General features: G+C 39.9%; 25 protein-coding genes and 1 tRNA gene. 14 read left to right on the top strand and 12 right to left on the bottom strand.

Annotated features, from left to right (window positions below; genetic code table 11):
• Window positions 1-6 precede the first annotated feature (6 nt).
• Window positions 7-1,311: a cryptochrome/photolyase family protein gene (locus tag WA338_RS09885; RefSeq protein ID WP_272987641.1), complete on the top strand. Its 1,305-nt coding sequence runs from the start codon at window positions 7-9 to the stop codon at window positions 1,309-1,311.
• A 91-nt stretch (window positions 1,312-1,402) separates the two neighbouring features.
• Entirely contained in the window at window positions 1,403-1,597 is a 195-nt protein-coding gene (locus WA338_RS09880) for a hypothetical protein (protein WP_272987639.1), read from the top strand.
• Here WA338_RS09880 and WA338_RS09875 read toward each other — a convergent pair.
• From WA338_RS09875 to WA338_RS09865, 3 genes are read right to left on the bottom strand one after another with little or no spacing between them, the layout of a single operon-like run.
• The gene (locus WA338_RS09875; protein WP_272987637.1) at window positions 1,594-2,334 is read right to left on the bottom strand and encodes a class I SAM-dependent methyltransferase; all 741 of its coding nucleotides are present in this window, start codon (window positions 2,332-2,334) and stop codon (window positions 1,594-1,596) included. The two genes, WA338_RS09880 and WA338_RS09875, sit on opposite strands and share 4 nt — an antisense overlap.
• 13 nt (window positions 2,335-2,347) lie before the next feature.
• Window positions 2,348-3,031, bottom strand: coding sequence for an ATP-binding cassette domain-containing protein (locus WA338_RS09870; RefSeq protein ID WP_336093232.1), 684 nt, complete (start codon window positions 3,029-3,031; stop codon window positions 2,348-2,350).
• Entirely contained in the window at window positions 3,012-3,308 is a 297-nt protein-coding gene (locus tag WA338_RS09865; protein WP_009779673.1) for a hypothetical protein, read from the bottom strand. Before WA338_RS09865 ends, WA338_RS09870 begins: the two co-directional genes overlap by 20 nt.
• 132 nt (window positions 3,309-3,440) lie before the next feature.
• Here WA338_RS09865 and WA338_RS09860 point away from each other — a divergent pair, with 132 nt between their 5' ends.
• Window positions 3,441-3,962 (top strand): 5' nucleotidase, NT5C type, encoded by a 522-nt coding sequence (locus WA338_RS09860; RefSeq protein WP_272987635.1) that lies wholly within the window; start codon window positions 3,441-3,443, stop codon window positions 3,960-3,962.
• A gap of 14 nt (window positions 3,963-3,976) precedes the next feature.
• Here WA338_RS09860 and WA338_RS09855 read toward each other — a convergent pair whose 3' ends face one another.
• Complete coding sequence (locus tag WA338_RS09855) at window positions 3,977-4,864, bottom strand: LysR family transcriptional regulator (protein WP_272987634.1); 888 nt, start codon at window positions 4,862-4,864, stop codon at window positions 3,977-3,979.
• A gap of 83 nt (window positions 4,865-4,947) precedes the next feature.
• On the opposite strand from WA338_RS09855, the gene hutH reads away from it, so the two are divergent.
• The 4 genes from hutH to hutG are packed head-to-tail and all read left to right on the top strand — an operon-like array spanning window position 4,948 to window position 10,755.
• A complete protein-coding gene (gene hutH, locus WA338_RS09850) occupies window positions 4,948-6,528 on the top strand; it encodes a histidine ammonia-lyase (protein ID WP_009779670.1) in 1,581 nt (526 codons plus the stop codon).
• A gap of 9 nt (window positions 6,529-6,537) precedes the next feature.
• Complete coding sequence (gene hutI / locus WA338_RS09845) at window positions 6,538-7,782, top strand: imidazolonepropionase (protein ID WP_009779669.1); 1,245 nt, start codon at window positions 6,538-6,540, stop codon at window positions 7,780-7,782.
• Window position 7,783: 1 nt separating this feature from the next.
• On the top strand, window positions 7,784-9,784 hold the full coding sequence (locus WA338_RS09840; protein ID WP_009779668.1) for a urocanate hydratase: 2,001 nt from the start codon (window positions 7,784-7,786) through the stop codon (window positions 9,782-9,784).
• Entirely contained in the window at window positions 9,784-10,755 is a 972-nt protein-coding gene (gene hutG, locus WA338_RS09835) for a formimidoylglutamase (RefSeq protein ID WP_336093230.1), read from the top strand. Before WA338_RS09840 ends, hutG begins: the two co-directional genes overlap by 1 nt.
• Here the strand turns inward: hutG and murA are convergent.
• The 3 genes from murA to WA338_RS09820 all read right to left on the bottom strand — a co-directional run bounded on the left by murA (window position 10,752) and on the right by WA338_RS09820 (window position 13,124).
• Window positions 10,752-12,065, bottom strand: coding sequence for a UDP-N-acetylglucosamine 1-carboxyvinyltransferase (gene murA, locus WA338_RS09830; protein WP_009779666.1), 1,314 nt, complete (start codon window positions 12,063-12,065; stop codon window positions 10,752-10,754). The genes hutG and murA overlap by 4 nt on opposite strands.
• Before the next feature lie 18 nt (window positions 12,066-12,083).
• Complete coding sequence (locus tag WA338_RS09825; protein ID WP_009779665.1) at window positions 12,084-12,713, bottom strand: DUF4290 domain-containing protein; 630 nt, start codon at window positions 12,711-12,713, stop codon at window positions 12,084-12,086.
• Between the two features lie 120 nt (window positions 12,714-12,833).
• On the bottom strand, window positions 12,834-13,124 hold the full coding sequence (locus WA338_RS09820) for a DUF493 family protein (protein WP_009779664.1): 291 nt from the start codon (window positions 13,122-13,124) through the stop codon (window positions 12,834-12,836).
• 146 nt (window positions 13,125-13,270) lie between these two features.
• Between WA338_RS09820 and WA338_RS09815 the strand changes: the two genes are divergently transcribed.
• The 5 genes from WA338_RS09815 to WA338_RS09795 all read left to right on the top strand — a co-directional run bounded on the left by WA338_RS09815 (window position 13,271) and on the right by WA338_RS09795 (window position 17,804).
• Window positions 13,271-13,810: an AAA family ATPase gene (locus WA338_RS09815; protein ID WP_040532626.1), complete on the top strand. Its 540-nt coding sequence runs from the start codon at window positions 13,271-13,273 to the stop codon at window positions 13,808-13,810.
• Window positions 13,807-15,708, top strand: coding sequence for a RecQ family ATP-dependent DNA helicase (locus tag WA338_RS09810; RefSeq protein ID WP_009779662.1), 1,902 nt, complete (start codon window positions 13,807-13,809; stop codon window positions 15,706-15,708). Before WA338_RS09815 ends, WA338_RS09810 begins: the two co-directional genes overlap by 4 nt.
• Window positions 15,705-16,670: a methionyl-tRNA formyltransferase gene (fmt, locus tag WA338_RS09805; protein WP_009779661.1), complete on the top strand. Its 966-nt coding sequence runs from the start codon at window positions 15,705-15,707 to the stop codon at window positions 16,668-16,670. The genes WA338_RS09810 and fmt overlap by 4 nt, the downstream gene beginning before the upstream one ends.
• A gap of 189 nt (window positions 16,671-16,859) precedes the next feature.
• Entirely contained in the window at window positions 16,860-17,132 is a 273-nt protein-coding gene (locus WA338_RS09800) for an HU family DNA-binding protein (RefSeq protein WP_009779660.1), read from the top strand.
• A 108-nt stretch (window positions 17,133-17,240) separates the two neighbouring features.
• Window positions 17,241-17,804 carry a YqgE/AlgH family protein gene (locus WA338_RS09795; protein WP_009779659.1) on the top strand — a complete coding sequence of 188 codons (564 nt, stop codon included), beginning with the start codon at window positions 17,241-17,243 and terminating at the stop codon, window positions 17,802-17,804.
• 7 nt (window positions 17,805-17,811) lie between these two features.
• On the opposite strand, the gene WA338_RS09790 is transcribed toward WA338_RS09795, so the two are convergent.
• Complete coding sequence (locus tag WA338_RS09790) at window positions 17,812-18,654, bottom strand: aminotransferase class IV (RefSeq protein WP_009779658.1); 843 nt, start codon at window positions 18,652-18,654, stop codon at window positions 17,812-17,814.
• Window positions 18,655-18,707: 53 nt separating this feature from the next.
• Window positions 18,708-19,100, bottom strand: a complete 393-nt coding sequence (locus WA338_RS09785; RefSeq protein ID WP_009779657.1) for an START-like domain-containing protein — start codon at window positions 19,098-19,100, stop codon at window positions 18,708-18,710.
• Window positions 19,101-19,268: 168 nt separating this feature from the next.
• On the opposite strand from WA338_RS09785, the gene WA338_RS09780 reads away from it, so the two are divergent.
• Together WA338_RS09780 and WA338_RS09775 are read left to right on the top strand one after the other, a co-directional pair.
• Window positions 19,269-19,342: transfer RNA gene (locus tag WA338_RS09780), tRNA-Met, on the top strand.
• Window positions 19,343-19,559: 217 nt separating this feature from the next.
• On the top strand, window positions 19,560-20,141 hold the full coding sequence (locus tag WA338_RS09775) for a helix-turn-helix domain-containing protein (protein ID WP_009779656.1): 582 nt from the start codon (window positions 19,560-19,562) through the stop codon (window positions 20,139-20,141).
• Here WA338_RS09775 and WA338_RS09770 read toward each other — a convergent pair.
• Genes WA338_RS09770 through WA338_RS09760 form a run of 3 tightly spaced genes read right to left on the bottom strand, consistent with a single transcriptional unit; the run spans window position 20,138 to window position 23,252 of the window.
• Window positions 20,138-20,824 carry a phosphonatase-like hydrolase gene (locus tag WA338_RS09770; RefSeq protein ID WP_009779655.1) on the bottom strand — a complete coding sequence of 229 codons (687 nt, stop codon included), beginning with the start codon at window positions 20,822-20,824 and terminating at the stop codon, window positions 20,138-20,140. The genes WA338_RS09775 and WA338_RS09770 overlap by 4 nt on opposite strands.
• 6 nt (window positions 20,825-20,830) lie before the next feature.
• Window positions 20,831-21,985: a TIGR03364 family FAD-dependent oxidoreductase gene (locus WA338_RS09765; RefSeq protein ID WP_009779654.1), complete on the bottom strand. Its 1,155-nt coding sequence runs from the start codon at window positions 21,983-21,985 to the stop codon at window positions 20,831-20,833.
• Window positions 21,975-23,252, bottom strand: a complete 1,278-nt coding sequence (locus WA338_RS09760; RefSeq protein WP_009779653.1) for a DUF5690 family protein — start codon at window positions 23,250-23,252, stop codon at window positions 21,975-21,977. The genes WA338_RS09765 and WA338_RS09760 overlap by 11 nt, the downstream gene beginning before the upstream one ends.
• Between the last annotated feature and the right edge of the window lie 128 nt (window positions 23,253-23,380).

Genomic DNA, 23,380 nt, shown 5'->3' with positions numbered 1-23,380 from the left:
TTATTTATGAGCACTGTTAACATTTTTTGGTTTCGTAGAGATTTACGTCTGGACGACAACGTAGGTTTTCTTGAAGCCTTAAAAGGAGAACATCCTGTACTGCCTATTTTTATCTTTGATAAGGAAATTCTAAATGAGTTGCCAGAAGATGATGCGCGTGTAACTTTCATCTTTGAGACTTTGCAAAAAATGCGCGATGAATTACAGGAAAAACACGGGAGCTCGATTGCTTTATATCACGGCAAGTCTGAAACCATCTGGAAACAACTTCTTGAGGATTATAAAGTGGATACCGTTTTTACCAATCACGATTATGAACCCTATGCGCTTGAGCGTGACAAAAAAATTAAAAAACTTTTAGAAGATCAAGAAGTATCTTTTGAAACGTTTAAAGATCAAGTCATTTTTGAGAAAGATGAAGTGGTAAAAGGCGACGGCGATCCTTATGTGGTTTACACGCCTTATAAAAACAAGTGGCAAGAAGTTTTTGATGCTGATAAACATCTGAAAATTCATTACACCAGTCAGTATTTAGAAAATCTTATTGAGCATAGCCGACTACCTAATATTTCCCTTAGTGATATGGGATTCAAAAAATCTTCAATAGAAATTCCAGATTATGAGGTTACTCCAACGCTCATTCAAAACTATGAGGATACACGCAACTTTCCCGCACAGGACGGCACATCACATTTAGGTCCGCATTTACGATTTGGTACAGTAAGCGTGCGAAAAATGGTTAAAAAAGCCATTGCTGAAAAAAACACTGTTTTTTGGAGCGAACTCATTTGGCGTGAGTTTTTTATGCAGATTCTGTATCACTATCCTGAAACGGTAAATAATGCGTTTAGATCAAAATACGACCGAATCGAATGGCGCAACAATAAAGAGGAGTTTGAAAAATGGAAAAAAGGAGAAACCGGTTATTTGCTAGTGGATGCAGGAATGCGTCAACTTAATAAAACGGGTTATATGCACAATCGCGTACGCATGTTGGTTGCAAGCTTTTTATGTAAACACTTATTGATCGACTGGCGCTGGGGCGAAGCTTATTTTGCCGAAAAGCTCTTGGATTATGAGCAATCCAGCAACGTAGGCAACTGGCAATGGGCAGCCGGAAGCGGTGTAGATGCGGCTCCTTATTTTAGAATTTTTAACCCAATGACTCAGGTTGATAAGTTTGATAAGGATAAAAAATACATTAAAGAATTTGTTCCGGAATTTGACACCGATGACTATCCGGAAAAGATGGTAGATCATAAAGAGGCTCGAGAACGCTGTCTTAAAACTTATAAAGCAGCAGTCTCTTAATGCTAAAAAGTTATAAACCTTTACTAAGCAATACTTAAATCACAAAAAACTAAGCTTTTGCACTTTTATCTTTACAAAAAAAGAGAATACTATGAAAAAGCTTGTTTTATTATTTGCACTAGGCGGAATGCTATTATTTTCAGCTTCTTGCTCTAGCTATCGCACTTCGAGAAACGCCAATACTAATGCTCCCGGTCAAGTCAAAAAAGCCTACGGAGCTAAAAATGCAAAAGCATTTGCTCCCGGACAACAAAAGAAAAAGAAGAACAAGAGAAACAAGAATTAGATATTCTTTTTTCCTACCCTTAAGAGTAACGGAAAACTAAACTTGCGTGTTACTGCATTTCCCCAAGATCTGTCCACAGCATCTTGAATTAGTTCAAGCGGATTTTGACCGTTTGCCTTTTCATAGTGTTTAACTGCAGACCATGTATTAAGGTAACTCAAGAACTGGTTTTTAGTCCATATCACGTCCATTTCAAGTTTGGGAGTTTGAATTTCTTTAAATGGAAAAGGAATCGTTTTATAATGCGCGTCCAGATACTTGCGTTCAGGATCCCAATAAGGGTCGGTAATGTTTTTGTAAAAATGCTGAATCACTTCGTTCAATTTTCCTGAGGTTTCAAATACCGAATAGCCTATCATAGCAAAAATGCCGTCGGGTTTTAGATGATCCTGAACATTTTTATAAAAGGCTTCAAAATCAAACCAATGCATTGCTTGTGCTACCGTTATCAAATCGAATTTTGTTGCGTTTTCAAATGAAGCTTCCGCGGTTTGAACGCGATAGGTAATGTTATCATTTTTTGGTGCTTCTTCGAGCTGTTGCGCGCTTAAATCGGTTGCTAAAACCTGTTTAAAATGTTTTGTCAGTTCTACTGCTACTTGTCCGTTGCCTGTAGCCACGTCCCAAGCATCGTTTTTTTCTTCAATCAAATCATACAAGAAGTCAAAAACCTCTTGAGGATACGTCGGGCGAAACTTAGCGTAATCTGCTGCGTGGTTTGAAAAGTTATCTTTCATACCCTTAATTTTGTTATTTACTTCTCAAATACCCGGCTTGAACCAGATCTTCAAGCGTATTAACTTCCTGTAAATTGCCCTCTTTCAACACAAGATTGCGATCGGCAAGTTGCCAGACATCGTGATAATAATGATCGGTCAATAAAATTCCCTTTTTAGCTTTTAACGAACTCAAAAACTCGTGAATCAATTCTTTAAACAGTAGTTCTACCATAGAGAAAGGCTCGTCGAGCAAAAGAAACGGATGCTTCAAGTTACCTACTATCAACACTTCAAGATAGCGACGCTCGCCCAGAGAAAGTTCGTTTACTTTCCGCTTTGCGATCTTAGTCATACGCGGTGCTCTGAAGATTAAATCCTGTTCTTCACCCTCAAAATACTTAGGAATCAAATCCCAAACCTTTGAAGACTGTGACAAAAAACTGAATTGCGGCAGATACCCAATGACTTCATCGGCTACAACAGGATTTCTGTTCCAAAAATGCTTTCGCACAGCGTATTTTGATTCGTTGATCTTGATGCTTCCGGTTTTGGCTGTTTGCGTACCGAATAGAATTTTGAGCAAGGTGCTTTTACCACTTCCATTTCTTCCGAAAACGCCTAAGATCTCTCCCGTTTTCAGTTCAAAATCAACCGCTTTGAGCAACCTTTTCTTTCCAAAACTTTTTTCGATCTGTTTAACTTGTAAGAGCGCCAAGACTAATCAATTTTAAAATTAAAAATGCGATGAGCAAAAGTATTGGGGTGACGGCGAGATTGATTAACCACGTGGTGCCTATCAATCTCAATTTTGTATATCCCAGATTGTAATACCCGTAAAATTCATCCTTCTGAAAATAGTTAAACATCAATAATCCAATGGGAGTTCCCAGCACTCCAAAAAGAATGACTGCACTCAAAAGACTCCCCAGTGGAATACAAACAAGGGCAAATAAGACTGCAAAACGCGTAAGGTCTCTGTAAAATTTCCACATAAAAAAGCTGTCTTTTTAAAAATAGCTATTTATAACCTTTGCGTTAAAGTTTAGTGTCGTTTTTTTAAGTTGAATTTAAAATAGTTTTAAACCCTAAGCCGTATTTTGGCTGTTTATCAAAACCCTTACACAATGACATTATTCGTAGATATGGACGAGGTGATCGCCGATACATACCAGGCGCACATTGACCTCTATAACCACAAGTACAACGCAAACCTTAAAAAAGAAGACTGCCTGGGTCACGAAGTGTGGCAAATGGTTCCTGAGCCGCATCAAGATTATGTAAGAAATCACGCCAATGAGCGCGGCTTTTTTATTGATTTAAAAGTGCTGAAAGACAGCCAGGAAGTGATGCGCGAACTTCACGACAAATATGATTTGTATATCGCCTCTGCAGCAATGCAGTTTAAAACCAGCCTTGAAGAAAAAGCAGATTGGTTAGATAAGCATTTCCCGTTTATCCCTTGGCAAAACCGTATTTTATGCGGACACAAGCACGTCTTGCGCGGAGACATTTTAATCGACGATCGCTCCTACAATTTAGATGCGTTTGATGGCCGCGGTATTCAATTTACTTCTCCGCATAATGTACATACTAAAGGTTTTGACCGCGCCGACACATGGCAAGATGTAGCCGGCTTACTTTTGTAATCGGCAGCAAATAATCAAAGCTCATTGAGTGAGTTAAGAATAGGTTGTAAAGCAGGGTTGCGGTTGTCTTTTTTCCAGCAGGCATAAAGCGTGGCTTCTTGGGGTATGTTTGGAATTTCTAAAAATTTCACACGCATATCAAAGCCCAACTGTAAAGAAGAAGGTACGATCGCAACGCCTAACCCGCTTTCTACCAATTTAAATATGGTGAGTGCGTGAACCGATTTATAACTCACTTTTGGTGTAAATCCTTTATCTTCACAAATACTCATAATCTGATCGTAATACAGCGAACTATAATCTGAAGAGAACAGGATAAAATGCTCTTCGGAAACTTGCGCGATACTCGTAAAAGAATCTTCATTCAATTTATGCCCACTTGGAATTACTAACGAGAAACGATCTGTAAAAACCGGTTTTAACTGAAGCGTTTCAGGCACTCGCGCTAGACGTACAAACCCCAGATCTAACTGATCTTTTTCTAAAGCTTCTACCTGGGCACTATTTGACAATTCTTCTAAACTAAACTGAATCTTAGGCAAAACCTCATCAGCCTTGATCAGCAAATCGGGTAAAACAGACTGCATTGCAGAGCCCAAAAAACCAATACGCACTTCTCCGGAAATCCCTTCATCAACCAATTTGGTTTGCTTCAGCGTAAAATCAAGATGATTAAAGATATACGCGACCTCTTTCTTTAAATACATCCCTGCCGGTGTAAGCTTCACATTACGCTTATCACGAACAAACAACGTAACCCCGAGCATTTCTTCCATTTGCTTTATTTGTCTGCTTAAGCCGGGTTGTGAAATAAATAGACGTTCTGCAGCCTTTCTAAAGTGTAATTCTTCAGCCACCGCCAAAAAATACGTAAGATGTCTCAATTCAAACTGATAACTCATAGTTATTAATTAATGATAAAATTGGTATTTCCGATTATTAAATATAGCCGTTAACTTGTCAGCAACAAAATTTAAATACGGCTATGACAGCATCTCAATCTATATTTCATTTTGGAGAAGATCACCTAACTGCAGGCATTGCTCTAGCCCTCGCCAGAGGTAATAAAAAAGGAAAACTCTCTCCAAAAACACTCGAAAACATTAAGGCTAGTAGTAAACTGGTTGACGATATTGTTGAAAAGAGCGAACCTGTTTACGGCATAAATACCGGTTTTGGACCGTTATGCACTACTCGAATCTCTAAGGAAGAAACACTCGCTCTACAAGAAAACATCATAAAAAGTCATAGCGTGGGAGTTGGTAATCCTATTGATTCAGAACTTTCATTGTTGATGCTGGTTCTTAAAGCACATGCGCTGGCGCAAGGATATTCTGGTATCTCAACAAATACCCTAGAGCGTATTTTATGGTTTATAGATCACAGGATCGCTCCCATTGTTCCTGAGCAAGGGTCAGTTGGCGCAAGTGGTGATTTGGCGCCGCTTTCTCACTTATTTTTACCGCTTCTAGGTTTAGGAGAAGTAGTTTACCAAGGCGAGCGTAAACCTACTATTGAAGTGCTCAAAGCCATTAATATAGAACCGATCACACTTCGTCCCAAAGAAGGCCTGGCGCTTATTAATGGTACGCAATTTATTGCAGCACACGCCGTCAAAACAGTCGAAAAACTCAAAAGCTGTCTCGATCAGGCAGATATTATTGGCGCGCTCATGCTTGAAGCACTGCAAGGATCGGTGAAACCCTTTTATAGCGAATTGCATCAATTGCGCCCTTTTAAAGGAAACCAACACGTTGCAGCCCGAATCAAATCTTTTGTAGAAGGTTCTACCATTTTAGACTCCCATAAAGATTGTGATCGTGTTCAAGATCCGTATTCCTTACGCTGTATGCCACAAGTGCACGGTGCTTCGCGCAATGCGTGGTTACACCTTAAAGAATTATTAGAGATCGAACTGAATTCGGTCACAGATAATCCTATTCTAATAGACGAAAACCTTACCATTAGTGGTGGTAATTTTCACGGGCAACCGCTGGCAATGGCGCTTGATTATGCCACGGTGGCGGCTAGTGAACTAGGCAATATTTCAGACCGTCGCATCTATCTGGCCTTAGAAGGAAAATATGCCGGAGTGCCCAAACTCCTGCTTAAAGAAACCGGAATCAATAGCGGCTATATGATCTTGCAGTATACCACGGCTGCGCTCGCCAGCGAAAATAAAAGCTTGTGTCATCCTGCAAGTGCAGACAGTATTCCTACTTCTATGGGGCAGGAAGATCACGTGAGTATGGGGTCTATCAGTGGTCGTAAAGCCTTACAAGTACTCAAGAATGTAGAGCATATTCTCGCTATAGAAATGCTCACTGCTGCACAGGCCTTCGACTTTAGAGACATCTTGAAATCCAGTGCTTTTCTTGAAAATGTGCACACGATGATACGTGAGGAAATACCTTTTGCTGAGGCCGATCGCATTTTTGCAGAGGATATTAACATTGCGCATAAAATCATTCAGGATCAAAAACTACAAGAAGTTTATACTGCTTGTATCGCAAACAACAGTCTTGAACAAACGACTGTGTACGAAGATGAATTCCAAACCCTTTAAAAAACATATATGTATACCTATATAGGACCTATAAAAGAGTTGATCACGCTAGCAGAATTGCCCGTTCGCGGAGCTTTAAGTGATGACCAACTTCATCCTTTAAAAAACTACGGAATACTCATAAAGGATGGAACTATTGAGCAGATCGATGTACATGAAAAACTGTATGAAAAAGCTCAAAATTTGAATGCGCATCTTGAAATTTTAGAAGAAGATTTTTGTGCACTTCCTGGTTTTATCGACAGCCATACGCATATTTGTTTTGGTGGTTCAAGAGCACGAGATTATGCCATGCGTAATGCCGGAAAAACCTATTTAGAAATTGCTGAAGCCGGCGGTGGAATATGGGATACGGTAACCGAAACACGTAAAGCCACCCAAGAGCAACTTGTTGAAGATATTGTAAAACGGGCCAACTTGCTTTTACAAAAGGGGATTACAACCATTGAAGTGAAAAGCGGTTATGGTCTGAGCATTGACGAAGAATTAAAAATGCTGCACGCTATAAAAACTGCCAACACAAAAACTGAAGCAACTTTAATAGCTACCTGTCTCGCAGCACATACCATACCCCGAGAATATAAAGGAAATCCGGAAGGCTATATTCAATTAATAACTGAAGAATTACTTCCTGTCGTTAAAGAAGAAAAACTCGCCAATCGCGTAGATGCTTTTATTGAAAAAGGTTCGTTTACCGCAAAAACGATAAAACCTTATTTTGACAAGGCTCAAGAATTGGGCTTTGATATTACCGTGCACGCAGATCAATTTACCACAGGTGGAAGCGCTGTTGCCCTCGAATATCAAGCAGTAAGTGCCGACCATTTAGAAGCAAGTACCGCTGCAGAAATACAAATACTTGCCAAATCAAATACGGTGGCTACCGCCCTACCTGGAGCGAGCATCGGTCTGGGTTGCGCATTTACACCGGCGCGTGAACTATTGGATCACAATGGAACGCTCGCCATCGCCAGTGACTGGAATCCGGGATCTGCTCCTATGGGAGATCTTCTTACCCAAGCAGCGATTTTAGGAACTTTTCAAAAATTGAGCAATGCTGAAGTTCTTGCAGGAATTACTGTAAGAGCAGCAAAAGCCTTGAACCTCGAGCAGGATGCTTCAATCAAAGCAGGTAATGCTGCCGATTTGATTCTTTTTAAAACGGCTTCTTACCAGGATGTACTTTATCATCAAGGACAATTGCAGCCGGCACGTGTTTTCAAAAATGGAAAATTAGTTTTTAAAGCCTCGTAGTATGACATTTAAAGAAGCCATTTTAGCCGGAATTCCTAGTGATCTTCCTCCAAAAAGAGTACTAGATCCTAAAGCAAATCACGCGCCTAAGCGCAAAGACCTTCTTTCTTCTGAAGAAAAAAAACTCGCCGTACGCAATGCGCTGCGCTATTTTCCCAAAGCTTGGCATCAAGAACTCGCTGCCGAGTTTTATGAAGAGCTGCAGCAATTTGGTCGCATTTATATGTACCGCTTTAAACCGGAATATGCCATGTATGCACGCCCAATCGATGAATATCCTGCGCAGTGCTCGCAGGCTGCCGGACTTATGTTGATGATTCAAAACAATCTGGATCCACAGGTGGCACAACATCCTGACGAACTTATCACCTACGGTGGCAACGGAGCAGTATTTCAGAATTGGGCGCAATACTTATTGACAATGCAATATCTGGCTCAAATGACTGAAGACCAAACCTTACACATGTACTCCGGGCATCCGATGGGGCTGTTTCCTTCAAGTGCAGATGCTCCTCGCGTTGTAGTTACAAACGGGATGATGATCCCTAACTATTCAAAGGCTGATGATTGGGAACGCTACAATGCGTTAGGCGTAACACAATATGGCCAGATGACCGCAGGCTCGTTTATGTATATCGGTCCGCAAGGTATTGTGCACGGCACGACGATCACGGTAATGAATGCCTTTAGAAAATTACTTCCGCAAAGCGAAACTCCGGCAGGGAAAATCTTTCTAACCGCTGGACTTGGCGGGATGAGCGGCGCACAGCCTAAAGCCGGTAACATTGCCGGATGCATCACTATCTGCGCTGAAGTAAACCCAAATGCTGCTCACAAACGTAAAGATCAGGGTTGGGTAGATGAACTGTTTGAAGATATTGAAGCATTGATCAAACGAACGCGCGATGCTCAGCAAAATAACGAAGTAGTTTCGCTAGCATACATTGGTAATGTGGTTGAAGTCTGGGAGCGTTTTGCTTCAGAAAATATCAAGATTCATTTGGGGTCAGATCAAACTTCGTTGCATAATCCTTGGGCGGGTGGTTACTACCCGGTGGGTCTTTCCTTTGAAGAAGCCAATAAAATGATGCGCGATAGTCCCGAACAGTTCAAAGAAAAAGTACAGGAATCTCTGCGAAGACACGCCGCTGCGATCAATACGCATACAGCAAAAGGAACCTACTTTTTTGACTACGGAAATGCTTTTTTACTCGAAGCCTCACGTGCCGGTGCTGATGTACTTGCTGAAGATCAAAACGGATTCAAGTATCCTTCGTATGTCCAAGATATTCTGGGACCTATGTGTTTTGATTATGGTTTTGGGCCTTTTAGATGGGTCTGTACGTCAGGAAAATCTGAAGATTTACGCCTGACCGATGCGATCGCAGCTTCGGTACTAAAAGAAATAAAGGCTGAAGCTCCTGAGGAGATTCAGCAGCAAATGCAAGATAATATTACCTGGATTGAAGAAGCCGAAAGCAACCGTCTGGTTGTAGGTTCACAAGCGCGAATTCTTTACGCAGATGCCGAAGGACGTCAAAAAATTGCTTTGGCATTCAATGAAGCAATTAAACAAGGGAAACTCTGTGCTCCGGTAGTTTTAGGTCGGGATCATCACGATGTGAGTGGTACCGATTCGCCCTATCGCGAAACCAGCAATATTTATGATGGCAGCCGCTTTACCGCAGATATGGCGATTCACAACGTGATTGGTGATAGCTTTAGAGGTGCTACTTGGGTTTCGATTCACAATGGCGGTGGTGTTGGCTGGGGCGAAGTGATCAATGGAGGCTTCGGAATGCTGCTTGATGGTTCTGAAAATGCAAATGCTCAGATCAAGAATATGCTGTTTTTTGATGTGAATAATGGTATCGCACGACGCAATTGGGCACGCAATCCCGAAGCGCGATTTGCAATAGAACGTGAGATGAAACGTACTCCGAATTTAAAAGTCACGCTTCCTTATTTGGTCGATGATGAACTGCTAAATACCTTAAATTGATGAAAAACTATAAGCAAGCAGAAGCTAAATTTTGGCAAGGAAGAATCTCTGAAGATGCGTTGTACCTGCATGAGTTGATTCAACTGAAGGATCTTACCCAAATTGAAAGAGCACAAAATGCTTCAGTTGCACTTTTGGGCTACGCTTGTGATGAAGGCGTGTCGCGTAATCTTGGCCGTCCAGGAGCAATTGAAGGACCAAATGCAATTAGAAAAACGTTGAGTTCGCTTTCTAATCATTGGCACGAAACTCCTTTAAATCTTTGTGATTTTGGTGATCTAATTTGTACCGATCAAAATCTTGAATCGCATCAAAATGACACAGCACAAGCTGCATCTGATTTATTAAAAAACGGTCACTTCCCAATAATTATGGGCGGCGGACACGATCTGGCCTACGCGCATTTTAAAGGTATTCGTAAAGCCTTTCCGAAGAAAAAAATAGGAATCGTAAATCTGGATGCGCATTTTGATTTACGTGATGGATCGACGGAGGCAACCTCGGGAACACCGTTTTGGCAAATCGCTCAGGAAGAAAAAGAAAATTTCACCTACTACTGCTTCGGTATTCAAAAAGAAAGCAATAGTCGGCAATTATTCCAAACGGCTTCAGATTATGGAGTTCGCTATTTATTAAATTCTGCATTTAATCTTCAAAACTGGTATCACATTCAAAAGGAATTGGATCAATTCATTGAAGAAGTAGAGCTGATCTATCTCAGCATAGATTTAGACGGATTCAGTTCAGCATATGCTCCAGGAGTGAGCGCTCCTTCCCCGCTGGGATTTGCACCAGACGTCGCGCTAAAAACCATAAAGTATTTGGTTCAGTCTCAAAAGTTGGTAAGCGTAGACGTAGTTGAGCTTAACCCTGAATACGATCTGGACAATGCAACAGCAAGACTTGCTTCACGCTTGATCTATGCGTTAATCGATGCTCACGCCGAAGTAAATTCGGTAAAACTTGTTTAAGCTGTACGAATAATTTTGGCACCAATAGCTCTAAGACGCTCATCGATATTCTCATAACCGCGATCAATTTGCTCAATGTTATGAATGGTTGAAGTTCCTTTGGCGCTCAATGCTGCGATCAATAAGGAAATTCCCGCTCTAATATCTGGCGAAGTCATCGTTGTGGCCTTGAGTGTTGATTTAAAATTATGACCAATTACGGTAGCACGGTGTGGATCACAAAGAATGATTTTAGCCCCCATATCGATCAATTTATCAACGAAGAAGAGACGGCTTTCAAACATTTTTTGGTGAATCAACACTTCTCCCTTTGCTTGTGTAGCAACTACGAGCACGATACTCAAAAGATCAGGTGTAAATCCAGGCCAAGGCGCATCACTGATGGTCATAAAAGATCCGTCGATAAAAGTTTCAATTTCGTATCCTTCAGTATGTGCCGGGATAAAAATATCATCCCCGCGTTTTTCGACCGTGATTCCTAATTTTCTAAACGTAGCCGGAATAAGACCTAAATCTTCCCAACTTACATTCTTAATGGTAATTTCACTTTTGGTCATTGCTGCCAAACCGATCCAAGAACCGATCTCGATCATATCAGGAAGTACGCTGTGCTCGCATCCATTCAAGGCTTTTACACCTTCAATTTTGAGCATATTAGATCCAATTCCTGAGATCTTTGCACCCATTTTGTTGAGCATTTTACAAAGCTGCTGCAAGTACGGTTCGCAAGCTGCGTTGTAGATCGTGGTTTCGCCTTCAGCCATAACCGCAGCCATCACAATGTTTGCAGTACCGGTTACCGAAGCTTCATCAAGCAACATAAAAGTTCCTTTTAAACCTTCTGGGGCTTCTACCCCATAAAAACGCTCTTCTTTATTATATCTGAACTTTGCGCCCAGTTTGATCATTCCCTCAAAATGCGTATCCAGACGTCTACGGCCAATTTTATCACCTCCCGGACGTGGAATATATCCTTTGCCAAAACGTGCTAATAAAGGACCTACGATCATAATAGAACCTCGCAGACCGCCACCTTCTTTCTTAAATTGTTCACTTTCCAGATATTCTAATTGCAGTGCATCACTTTTAAAAGAATATTTTCCTTTACCCAGCTTTTGGATTTTAACGCCCAGATTGCTCAAGATATTGATCAACTTATTGACATCAACGATATCGGGTATGTTGTCAATCACCACTTTTTCTGGCGTTAATAAAACGGCACAAAGAATTTGAAGTGCTTCATTTTTTGCACCCTGAGGTTGGATGGACCCTTTAAGCTGATGCCCTCCTTCTATCTGAAATGTTCCCATTAAATGTGTTGCTAAAAATTAGTAACGCTTTTTACCGCGTCCAGATTTTTTTCGGTAGTTAGATTTACCTGATTTTTTTGAGCGCATAAGTTTTTGCGCTTCTTTTAGATCTTCATCTTTTTTGGCAAGATTGATCTGCCCATCACTCAATTCAAACAAATGCTTAAAGATCACTTCGTCATCAACGGTATCTTTATTCCAGTTTAGGAAGCATTTTTTCATGTGATTAGCGATAGTAAACTCAAGTGCTTCACGCTTCTGACCTTTCTCCCATTTAACCGCAACATCGATCATACGCTTGATATTGTTTCCGTAGAAACGATATTTAGGATGATTTTGTGGGTAGTCTAAAGGATCAGGATGTTCTTCTAATTTTTCTTTAGAAGGCTTATCATATGGCGAAACAACATCCAGTTTAAAATCACTCATGATAAACAGTTGATCCCAAAGTTTATGTTGAAAGTCGGGCACATCACGCAAATGTGGTTGCAAATTACCCATCACCGCAATAATACTGCGCGCAATGATATTGCGTTTTTTCTCATCCTCTTCTTCAACTGCCTGATTCACCATTTTTTGCAAATGGCGTCCATATTCTGGTATTATGAGCTTTTCACGCTCTGTGTTATATTCTAATTGATCTATCAACTGTAAAAATTTAAGTGAAGTTGTCTCTTAAAAGAAACGATAAGGCAAAGTACTAAAAAATGTAGAAAAGCCCACAGCCCAAATTTAATTTAATACGATTTATACGCTGTTTTAATGCGATTATAATGAAATAACCCCTTCTACCTTGGCTACTTCTTTGTATTTGGCAATAACCGCGTCAGGATTTTTCATCTTTACGTGAATAGAAACGCTGGTGTATGTGCCTTTGCTTGACGCTTTAGTATTGATCACCGCTCCCATATTGTCAAAGATATTTTCTATCTCTGCAATTTTTTGATTGTCTGAAGGAACAATAAATTTGTATAAATACTGTGAAGGCCACAATGTGGTTTCTATTAATCTGCCCTTGAGTTTTTTATAAAATGCTTCGGTATTTTTATCTGTGCTCATTGCCTGTTTTTAGGATGCAAAGATACCATTCTCAAGCTAATTTTTTAATCGGGCGCTATTTGAGTATTTTTACCATCTTAATCAAGAAACATACCACCAAAGCACGAATCCTGCTCGTGGTAATTTTCAGCATAAATTAGATTGATTTGACAGCAAAACGCATCGTCTTAATTGGAGGGCCAAGTACAGGAAAAACAACATTGCTCAATGCGCTTAAGGCACACGGGTTTCCTTGCCTTGATGAAGTGTCTCGCGAGGTTATAAAAGCTGCACAACAAGAAGGTATAGAACAACTTTTTCTTACCGAACCGCTGCTTTTTAGCGATAAGCTTCTAGAACGTCGCATCCAGCAATATCTGGATGCAGGAGCGCTGGAGGCTAACCATGTTTTTATTGATCGTGGGATCCCAGACGTTACGGCGTATATGGATTTTATTGGTCAAGACTACCCGGAGCGTTTTACTAAAGCAAGTGAGAACTACAGGTACGATCATATTTTTCTACTACCCTTATGGCAAGACATTCACGTTACCGATAAAGAGCGCTATGAAAGTTTTGATGAGGCGAAAAAAATTCAAGATGAATTGGTTAAAACCTACCAAGCTTACGACTACAATCCTATCGAAGTTCCTAAAGTTGGGGTTGAAGAGCGCGTGGCATTCATTCGTAAAAATCTAAGTCTATGAGTATGACTCCGCAAGAAGCTTTACAAAAGTTTTGGGGTTATGCGTCTTTTAGACCTAAACAACTTGAAATCATAACATCGGTGCTTGAGGGCAAAGACACTTTTGCGCTCTTGCCTACCGGTGGCGGTAAATCACTATGTTATCAAATTCCTGCAGTAGTTACCGAAGGGATAACTGTGGTCATTTCGCCCCTACTTTCCTTAATGAAGGATCAGGTTTTACAGTTAGAAAAGCGCAACATTAAAGCATTACATATCCCCGGCGGAATCAGGTATCAAGACCTGGACATCTTACTAGATAATTGTATTTACGGAAATTATAAACTCTTATATCTATCCCCTGAGCGCTTGCAAAACGAACTGGTTCTTGCGCGCCTCAAACAAATGAACATCAACCTCATTGCTATAGATGAAGCGCACTGCATCTCCCAATGGGGGCACGATTTTAGACCTGCATATCGCAACATTCAAGACTTTAGAGCGCAATTTCCGGAGGTCAATTGCATTGCACTTACCGCTACTGCTACAAAAAAAGTACAAGAAGATATTATAGCACAACTTGAGCTGAAAGAAGTAAGCTTAATTCAGGATTCTTTTCTGCGGAGAAACCTTGCCTACAAAGTACTTTTTGAAGAAGATAAACATCACAGATTGATTCAACTGTTTAAAAAGTTTACAGGCAGTGCAATTGTTTATGTGCGTAGTAGAAAAACCGCTCAAGTATACACTCAGTTTTTAACCGAACGCGGTTTTACAGCTCAGTTTTATCACGGTGGCTTAGACAATGTCGAACGTCAAGCGCGCTTTTTAAGTTGGTCACAAAACAAAACCCAAATTATGGTAGCCACCAGCGCCTTTGGGATGGGAATCGATAAGGCCGATGTACAAACCGTTGTACACGTAGAACTTCCTGAGAGCTTAGAAAGCTACTTTCAGGAAGCAGGAAGAGCCGGAAGAAATGCAGCTTCTGCCAGTAGCATAATTTTTTATAATGCTTCAGATAAAGAGCGGCTCAATAATCAGTTTCTGCGCGTACTGCCTTCAGTATCTTTTGTGAAGAAGATTTATAAAAAACTGAATAGCTTTTTCCGTATCTCTTATGGCGAAGGCGAACAGGAAACACACCGTTTTGACTTTATGGATTTCTGCAAAACCTATAGTCTCAATACGCTGCTAACTTACAATGCACTCACCCTTCTTGACCGAAACAGTGTAATTATCCTGAGTCAGGAGTTTTACCGGAGAGCGAGTTTACAGTTTACAGTATCACCCATTAATTTGACCTATTACCTTATTAAAAATCCGGGAATTGACTCCATTGTAAAAAGTATGCTGCGCACCTATAGCGGCATTTACGATCAGCCGATACTTATAGACCACGCGCTCATAGCAAAAAAAGCAGGTGTGCCTCTGGTTAAAATTCACAAGACTTTATTGCAGCTTCACAAAGATGACGTCGCGCTATACGATCATACCAACGCAGATACCAAAGTGACCTTTTTGGTACAACGTGAAGATGATCTTAGCATCAATCGCATTGCAAAAGCGATAAACGCGCAGAACACCCGCAAAGTAGAACAGGTAAAAAGTATGCTTAATTATATTGAAACGCCTGTATGCCGAAGTAAACAGCTGCTTGCATATTTTGAAGAAAAGCAAGAAGAACCCTGCGGAATCTGCGATATTTGTCGAGAAAAGCTCAAGAGCGGAAATTCCAGAAATTATCAGGATTTACAAACTTTAATAATTAAAACTTTAGCTGAAGGTCCCGCTTCTTCAAGAACACTTATTGAAACGCTTAGTATTGAAGACGAAGCAGCACTTCTTAAAATGCTCAAAAGACTATTGATGAATAAAAAAATAAGCCTAACCCCTTCAAATTTATATAAACTTCTATGAGAGATTTACGCATTGTTTTTATGGGCACACCAGATTTTGCTGTTGCCGGTTTACAAAAATTAGTCGAAAATAAACTGAATGTTGTAGGAGTGATAACCGCTCCGGATCGCCCTGCCGGTCGTGGTCAAAAAATTCAACAAAGTGCGGTAAAAAAGTTTGCTTTAGCTCACGATCTGCCCGTCTTACAACCCACCAATTTAAAAGCGGAAGAATTTCTCTCAGAATTAAAAGCGTTAAACGCCAATTTGCAAATCGTCGTTGCTTTTAGAATGTTACCGCAACAGGTCTGGCAAATGCCAGAATTTGGCACCTTTAATTTACATGCTTCACTTCTCCCCGATTATCGCGGAGCAGCGCCTATCAACTGGGCGATCATTAAAGGAGCACAAGAAACCGGGGTTACCACCTTTTTTATTGATGAAAAAATAGATACGGGAGCGATCATATTTCAAGAAAAACTGAAGATTGCGCCAGACGAAAATGCGGGATCGTTACACGATCGCCTCATGCATTTAGGAAGTGATCTCATTCTTAAAACCGTAAAAGCCATTGAGCAAGGTGAGGTTGCGACTACAGTACAACCTAAACAAGAGCAGCTGCATACGGCATACAAACTTACCCGCGAGAATACTAAAATCGATTGGTCAAAACCCGTTGAAGCGATTTATAATCACATTAGAGGTTTGAGTCCGTATCCGGTGGCTTGGACGCATTTTACCAATGGTGATGCTAAAGAACAACAATTAAAGGTGTATAAGGCTACTATCACTAGTGCTGAGCAAAGTCAGGAATTAGGTAAAGAACCTATCGGTAAACTCAAAGTTTTTAACGACCAACTGTTTGTTGCTACTGAAAATAATTGGTTGCGTTTGGATGAAATTCAGCTTTCTGGTAAAAAGAGAATGCCAGTAAAAGATCTCCTAAATGGTTTTACCTTCCAAGATGAAGCTAAAACGTTGTAATACTAGACATACCGCGATTTTCGTTATATTTTGTTAAAATTGGTTTCCGTTATCAACAAATCGTTAAAGTTATCAACATAAACCCCGATTTCCTGCGCTATTGCTTGCGTGAACAAAATATCCGTCTAAATTTGTTAGGACAATAAACAAAAGTTTAACCGACATTTAATTTTTTTAAAATTTAAAATTATGAACAAATCAGATTTAATTGATGCAATGGCAGAAGATGCTGGAATTACTAAAGCAGCAGCTAAAAAAGCATTAGAATCATTTTTAGGAAATATCGAGAAATCATTAAAAGGTGGAGACCGCGTTTCATTAGTAGGATTCGGTTCTTGGTCTGTATCTAAGCGTGCAGCTCGTGAAGGAAGAAACCCACAAACTGGAAAAACTATCCAAATCGCTGCTAAAAACGTAGTGAAGTTTAAAGCAGGTTCAGATTTATCTGACGCTGTAAACTAAGTCTTTTTAGATATACAATATCAAAAGCCCCGATTATCGGGGCTTTTTTATGCATGTTATTTTTTTGTTAATTAAAAAAAATGAAGTAGTTTAGAACAAAACAAGTCTATGACGACCAAAAAGCCTCAGAAAGGTAAACTTCTAATCGCAGAACCTGCTATTATTGGGGATGTTTCCTTCAATCGCTCTGTTGTCTTATTGGCAAACCATAACGAGGACGGCTCTGTAGGTTTTATTCTCAACAAACCGCTTACTTTCACTTTAAATGAGCTGATTCCTGAAATTAAAGGAGACGAAATGCAAATTTACAATGGTGGCCCTGTAGAACAGGACAATCTATACTTTTTGCATAAAGTACCAGATCTTATTCCTGAAAGTATTGAGATCTCTAACGGCATTTATTGGGGCGGTGATTTTGATACCGTGGTAGAGCTTATAACTGCAAATAAAATTTCTACTGACGAAATACGTTTCTTTTTGGGCTATTCGGGATGGGATTGCAACCAGCTTGATAGTGAATTAGACGCAAACGCCTGGATCGTTACAGACAACACCTACGATAAAGAAATAATCAATAAATGCTTTCCTGAACTTTGGAAAGAAAAAATGCTTGAACTGGGAGGCGAATACTTATTATGGTCTAATGCTCCTGAAAATCCAAGCAATAATTAAAAGCTCTTTACTTTCCTAGACGGGCTTTCGCATTAAGCTTACCTAAAATATTTTTAGCCACTTCGTTAGTATAGGTTTTCTTACGGTACTTCGTAATGGGTTGAATCCCTGCAATGGCATTGGTTATAAAAAGTTCGTCTGCCTTTTGCAATTCAAATGGCGAAATCGCTGCTTCTTCAAGCGTATATTCTTCTAACTTACCTATGATATCTTTAAGTTGCTTACGCACGATTCCACGAAGGCATCCTTCTTCTAAAGGTGGCGTTTTAATGGTGTTTCCTTTAACTAAAAATAAATTTCCATTCAGGGCTTCTACCACAGATTTATTGGTATTAAGCAAAAGACAGTTGGCATAGTTATTCTCTTTTGCATAAATGCTTCCGGTGACGTGAATGATTTTATTAGCAGTCTTTAACGTAGAAAGCAGGTCTGCATTCACATAATGGTCTTTGTAGAGTTCTACTTCGTAGTCCTCTTCATTCAGCGTAAAAAAAGGATCCTTCAATGCTTTAGCAAATGCGTAATAAGACACATTGTTGTCTTCCGGAAGGTATTTACCGCCTTCATTACGAATAACCGTAAGTCGTACACTAGCTGCCTTATCTTTTAACCCTTCAGCATCAATGAGTTTAAGAAGTTCGTCTTGCAAATCTTCTAAGGTAAAATGCATAGGGATTTCCATACGTAGGATACGCATGGAAGCCATTAATCTGAAGTAATGATCTTCCCAAAAAAACAGTTTCCCTCCAGAATATCTGATGGTTTCAAAAACGGCATCGCCATACAACATCCCTCTGTTGTGTGCTGAAAATTGTGGCGTTTCGGTAAGTGTTCCGTTAAAATTGATCATAAAAAAAGTCCCTTTTTTCAAAGGGACAAATATAAGATTTAAGAATAGGTTTCTTAGTTAGAACCTATGATATGTTTTAACTCTGCGATTTGATTTTCCCAAAACATTTTTCCTTCGTCGATCTCATCTTCTTCGGCAAAATCGGTAACGATTAAAGAAACATCTTTTGTGATCTCATCAACGACAATACGCAACTCAAAGAAGTACAGATTTTCATCTTCTACATCATCCATCCATCTAAACTTGATACGCTCATCACTTTTCTTACCCAGCAATTTTGCTTTCTCTTCACTCCCATTCCAGATGAAAGTATAATACTCACCACGTGAGTTTACGTTATCTGCAAACCACTCAGACATTCCTGAAGGTGAAGACATATATTGATATAATAATGAAGGCGATGCCTGTATAGGAAACTCTATTTCAAATTTTACTTTTTCTTCCATTGATTCTTTATTCGGTTGGATTGCCAATATAAATATTAATTACAGAGTAAAAAAGATTCGCCCTATTTTTTTATTTTAATATTAAGATGCTTGCCAACTTGATAAATGTTATTATATTTGCACCCGCTTAGGAAAAAGGCTTGGGCTTTCTTTTTAAGTTTAAAATTTGGCGAGGTAGCTCAGTTGGTTAGAGCGTCGGATTCATAACCCGGAGGTCGGGGGATCGTGCCCCCCTCTCGCTACACAATTTAAAGGCAGTTGCAAAAGCAATTGCCTTTTTTTATTCCCGTACTTTAAGCACATTTAAGTTTTAAAAATCAGCATTTTATTCAGCTTCTATCAAAATAATGTGCTGCCGTGGAAATACACCAAAGTTTTAAGATATTTACAAATAGTAAAAATCCTCGAGGCAAATCTCGAAGTACTTAACTTCGATTATTGAGTAAAATTTAGTCAGAATTGGAAGATTATATCATTGGCATTGGGAAACGCATTCGCGAAATCAGAAAAGAAAAAGGACTTACCATCAATACCGTAGCTTCTAGCGCCGAAGTGAGCAACGGACTTATCTCACGCGTTGAAAACGGGCGTACGATTCCCTCACTACCTGTTCTTCTGAATATTATTGCTGCACTAGATACTGAAGTTGCCTCCTTCTTCAATAGTTTACCTCAAGGCGGAAAAACAGCATTTATTGTTTCACGCAAAGAAGAACATGCTATTATTGAAAAGGAAGACGATGCTAAAGGTTTTCAATACAAATCTATATTTGGAAAATCGCTTTCATCGATCGCTTTTGAAGCAGTGCTACTCGAAATACAGCCGGGATCTGAGCGTGGCAAAGTAGAAACCGACGCTTACGAATTTAAATATATGCTTAGCGGAAGCTGCGTCTATAACATAGGAGATGAAGAAGTCACCTTACACCAAGGAGATTCTATATTCTTTGACGGTAGAATTCCCCACGTACCTATCAATCGCACGACTGCACCAACATCGATGCTGGTGCTATATTTCTATTTAAAAGATGCTGAAAACTAGGACTTGATCAATAGTGCTTCAAGTTCTGTTAGCGTATTTAAAATATAATCAGGTTGTGACTTTTCTAATTGTTCACGCGTTTGTGCGCCGCTTAAGACACCTACGGTCAAACCACAATTGGCATTTTTACCTTCGATAATATCGATTTCAGAATCCCCTGCTTTAAGTACTTCAGCCGAATCTGTAACTCCAAACGCGTCCATCGCTTTTTGAATCATATCAGGTGCGGGCCTTCCATTTGCTACATCATCTGCTGTAATAAGCATATCGATGTCTTCTCCTACATTCCATTCTAATTTAGCTAAAAGTTTTGTCGCAGTTTTTGCATCATATCCCGTATTGAGTACCACGTGAATATCCTGCTTCCGTAAGGCTTTAAAAAAGGCTAACATCCCGTCAAACGTATTGATCTCCAACGTATCGTATGCCAATTCTAAAGCTGGTTTAAAGGCTGCAAAAGCTACAGCTGCCTCTTTTTTGACATCATTAGAAGCGGTGCAGTGGGTTAATACATCGGTTATGGCTTGATGCTTTTCTTTTCCTGCACCATACTCCAAAACCTGATCAAGGCTAACAGTGTATCCCAGATCATTGATTACTTTTTGAACCGTCTTATAAACGATATTATTCTCATTAACAGTAGTTCCTGCCATATCAAAAACGGCAAGTTTTATAGTATGCATACGTATTTAATTAAGTATAATTTCTAGGTGATGTTTTGCAAAACCGGCGCTTCCGGTCATTCCTTTTCCGCCGATGCCTGTTGCAACATGAATGCGAGCGTCGATATCTTTTAAGAAAATATCCTGAGTTTTACACTGCGAGTAAATTCCATACCAGCGGTCTTGGATTTCATAAGTGGGTAAATCGAAGATCTTTTTGGCTTCAGCGATCATAAAGTTGTCAATGTCCATATTCAAATCATAGCCCAAATCTTCAATTTTGTCTGCATCGGCATATTCGTGTGAATCTCCCAGAATCACTGAGCCGTCTGCCGCCTGTTTAAATAGCATATGAACACCCCATTTTTTCTCTAGACCTTTAGGATCTTCTTGGGCTTTTATCGCTTGGAAGGAAGGACACTCGTAAAATGCCTCATAACGCCTGATAGACAATCCTGTCAAAATTGAACCTGGCAATTCAAAATTGTGCTGCGGCTTGGTCTGCATCATTTGCAATTTAGAAAGCTGCAAATCACTTTCGGCAAACAGCCTTGGGTATAAGGTTTTAAAATCACTGCCGTTACAGATAAGCACTTGCGCTGCATAAAATGCTGTGCCGGCAGCAGTGGTCACTTCTACTTGATCACCCAGCGTTTCTAAGTGAACGGCTTTTGTATTTGTAAATAAATCTAGGCGTTTTTGTTCTACAAGATACTGCTGCAAGCGGTGAATCATCGTTCGTGGTTCTACCGTCACCTCATCTGGAAAAAACAGGCCGGCCTTTACATAATCTGCCCGTAAACCGGGATATTTTTCAAGACATTGGGCTTTGGTAAGTAAGGTTGAAGAATACTCATTTTGCTTATTTATATCGGAAAGTTCTTCGATAAGTTGTACTTCTTCAGCATTAGAAGCGAGATACACTGATCCGTTTTGACGAATGGTAATATCAAACTCTTTCTGAATCGCTTTATAAATAGCTAAGCTTTCTCTTCCAAAATTTTGCCACTTGGTGTTCATCCCAGACGGAACAACCTGACCAAAATTACGGGTTGTAGCTCCCTGAGGTCTGCTACTTTGCTCCAAAACCGCAACACGTAATCCTTTATTTAAAGCATGATACGCGTGAAAGGTTCCCAACACTCCACCGCCTACAACGAGCAGATCATATTTAATTTTCATAAGCCACAACATTAAATTTCGCTTTGCGATGTTTTTTTCGCAGATAAAAGAATGAAACAACCACACTTATACTCCCAATGATCGAAAGCCAGTAGGCGCCATTGATAAAAAACTTCAACCAGGAGATTGTACTCATCCCAAAATTCTTGTAGAGCAAGACCGCCATACTCCCTAAATACCCAAAAGCATCTGCCAGATAAATTAGAAAACCGGCGTTGCCTTTAATTCGAAAGGCAGCAATAAACCTATCAAAGAACAATGCATTAAAGGGAACGTAGCAGATGTATAAACCAAATCCTGAGATCACCATCCATAAAAAGGGGTTAAGCAGTTGCGCTTGCAACAGAAAGGTGGCAATACCTACTGAAAATGTACCAAAAAGTAATATACCGTGATAGGTAAGTAAGGCTTTCAAATTATCTTTGATCGCGTACACTGAAGCCAAAATGATCAAAACCAAAAAAGCCACCACCAGTTCTGAAGTACTGTACACCGAAATATCTCCTGCATAGCCCAAGCCGTCCCATAGTTCGCGCGCATAATTATCTCGCAAGTCCCTAAACGCGGTAAGTACGATATAAAACAGAATAAGAATAAACAAGGGTAAAGCAAATTGCTTGATAACGTTGCTTCGGTCTTTGGGGCGCATGGGAACACGCTCTACGCGTAAAGCTTTTTCTTCTTGTGTAGGTTGTGGCACGGTTTCTAACAAACGGGCAAAAAACACTAGTGGAATTATAAACAATGCTCCGGTAACGGCCGGCATCCAAAACTGTGTAACACCCCAACTTGCCATTACCCATAAACCTATAGATTTTACAACACCACTCGAAACGATAAAACTGGTGCATAAAATCACGCCGAGAATTTCGGTATATTTTCTTCCCTCAAGGTAAGAGAAAACAATCCCCCAAATCATTCCCAGCGGCAGTCCATTAAAAAATAAAAAAATGAAATTGTAGGGTTGGGATACCCACCCAAAAAGAATTAACGCAACTTCAGAAATCCCTATCAATCCCAGGAGATATGCTAAACGTTGCCGCGGTTCTAATTCTGAAATTACTTTTATACCAATAAACTTAGAAAGCATATATCCTAAAACCTGAGTGATGATCAGGACTATTTTATAGTCGATACCCAAAACACTTAGATCTTCAAAAGTGGCAACAGCAAATGGCTTTCTAAACGCATACATACAGAAATATGCACCAAAAGCGGCTATGGAAGCCTTGCTCACAAAAGCCAAATCTTGTTTTTTAATACCCATAGTACTTCTCGAATAAACCGGCCGAGAGCTTTAAACCCCATCGACCGGTATTTTAAAATTTAAATACAAACAAGCACCTCAAACATAAACAAAAGTTTACTTATAATAAAATTAAAGTCTTTTTAATT

The sequence above is a fragment of the Leeuwenhoekiella sp. CH_XMU1409-2 genome (genome assembly GCF_037029365.1).
In the GTDB taxonomy this organism is placed as follows: domain Bacteria; phylum Bacteroidota; class Bacteroidia; order Flavobacteriales; family Flavobacteriaceae; genus Leeuwenhoekiella; species Leeuwenhoekiella blandensis.
The sequence above is the reverse complement of the archived record's forward strand: the minus strand, read 5'-3'. Positions and strand labels throughout refer to the sequence as shown.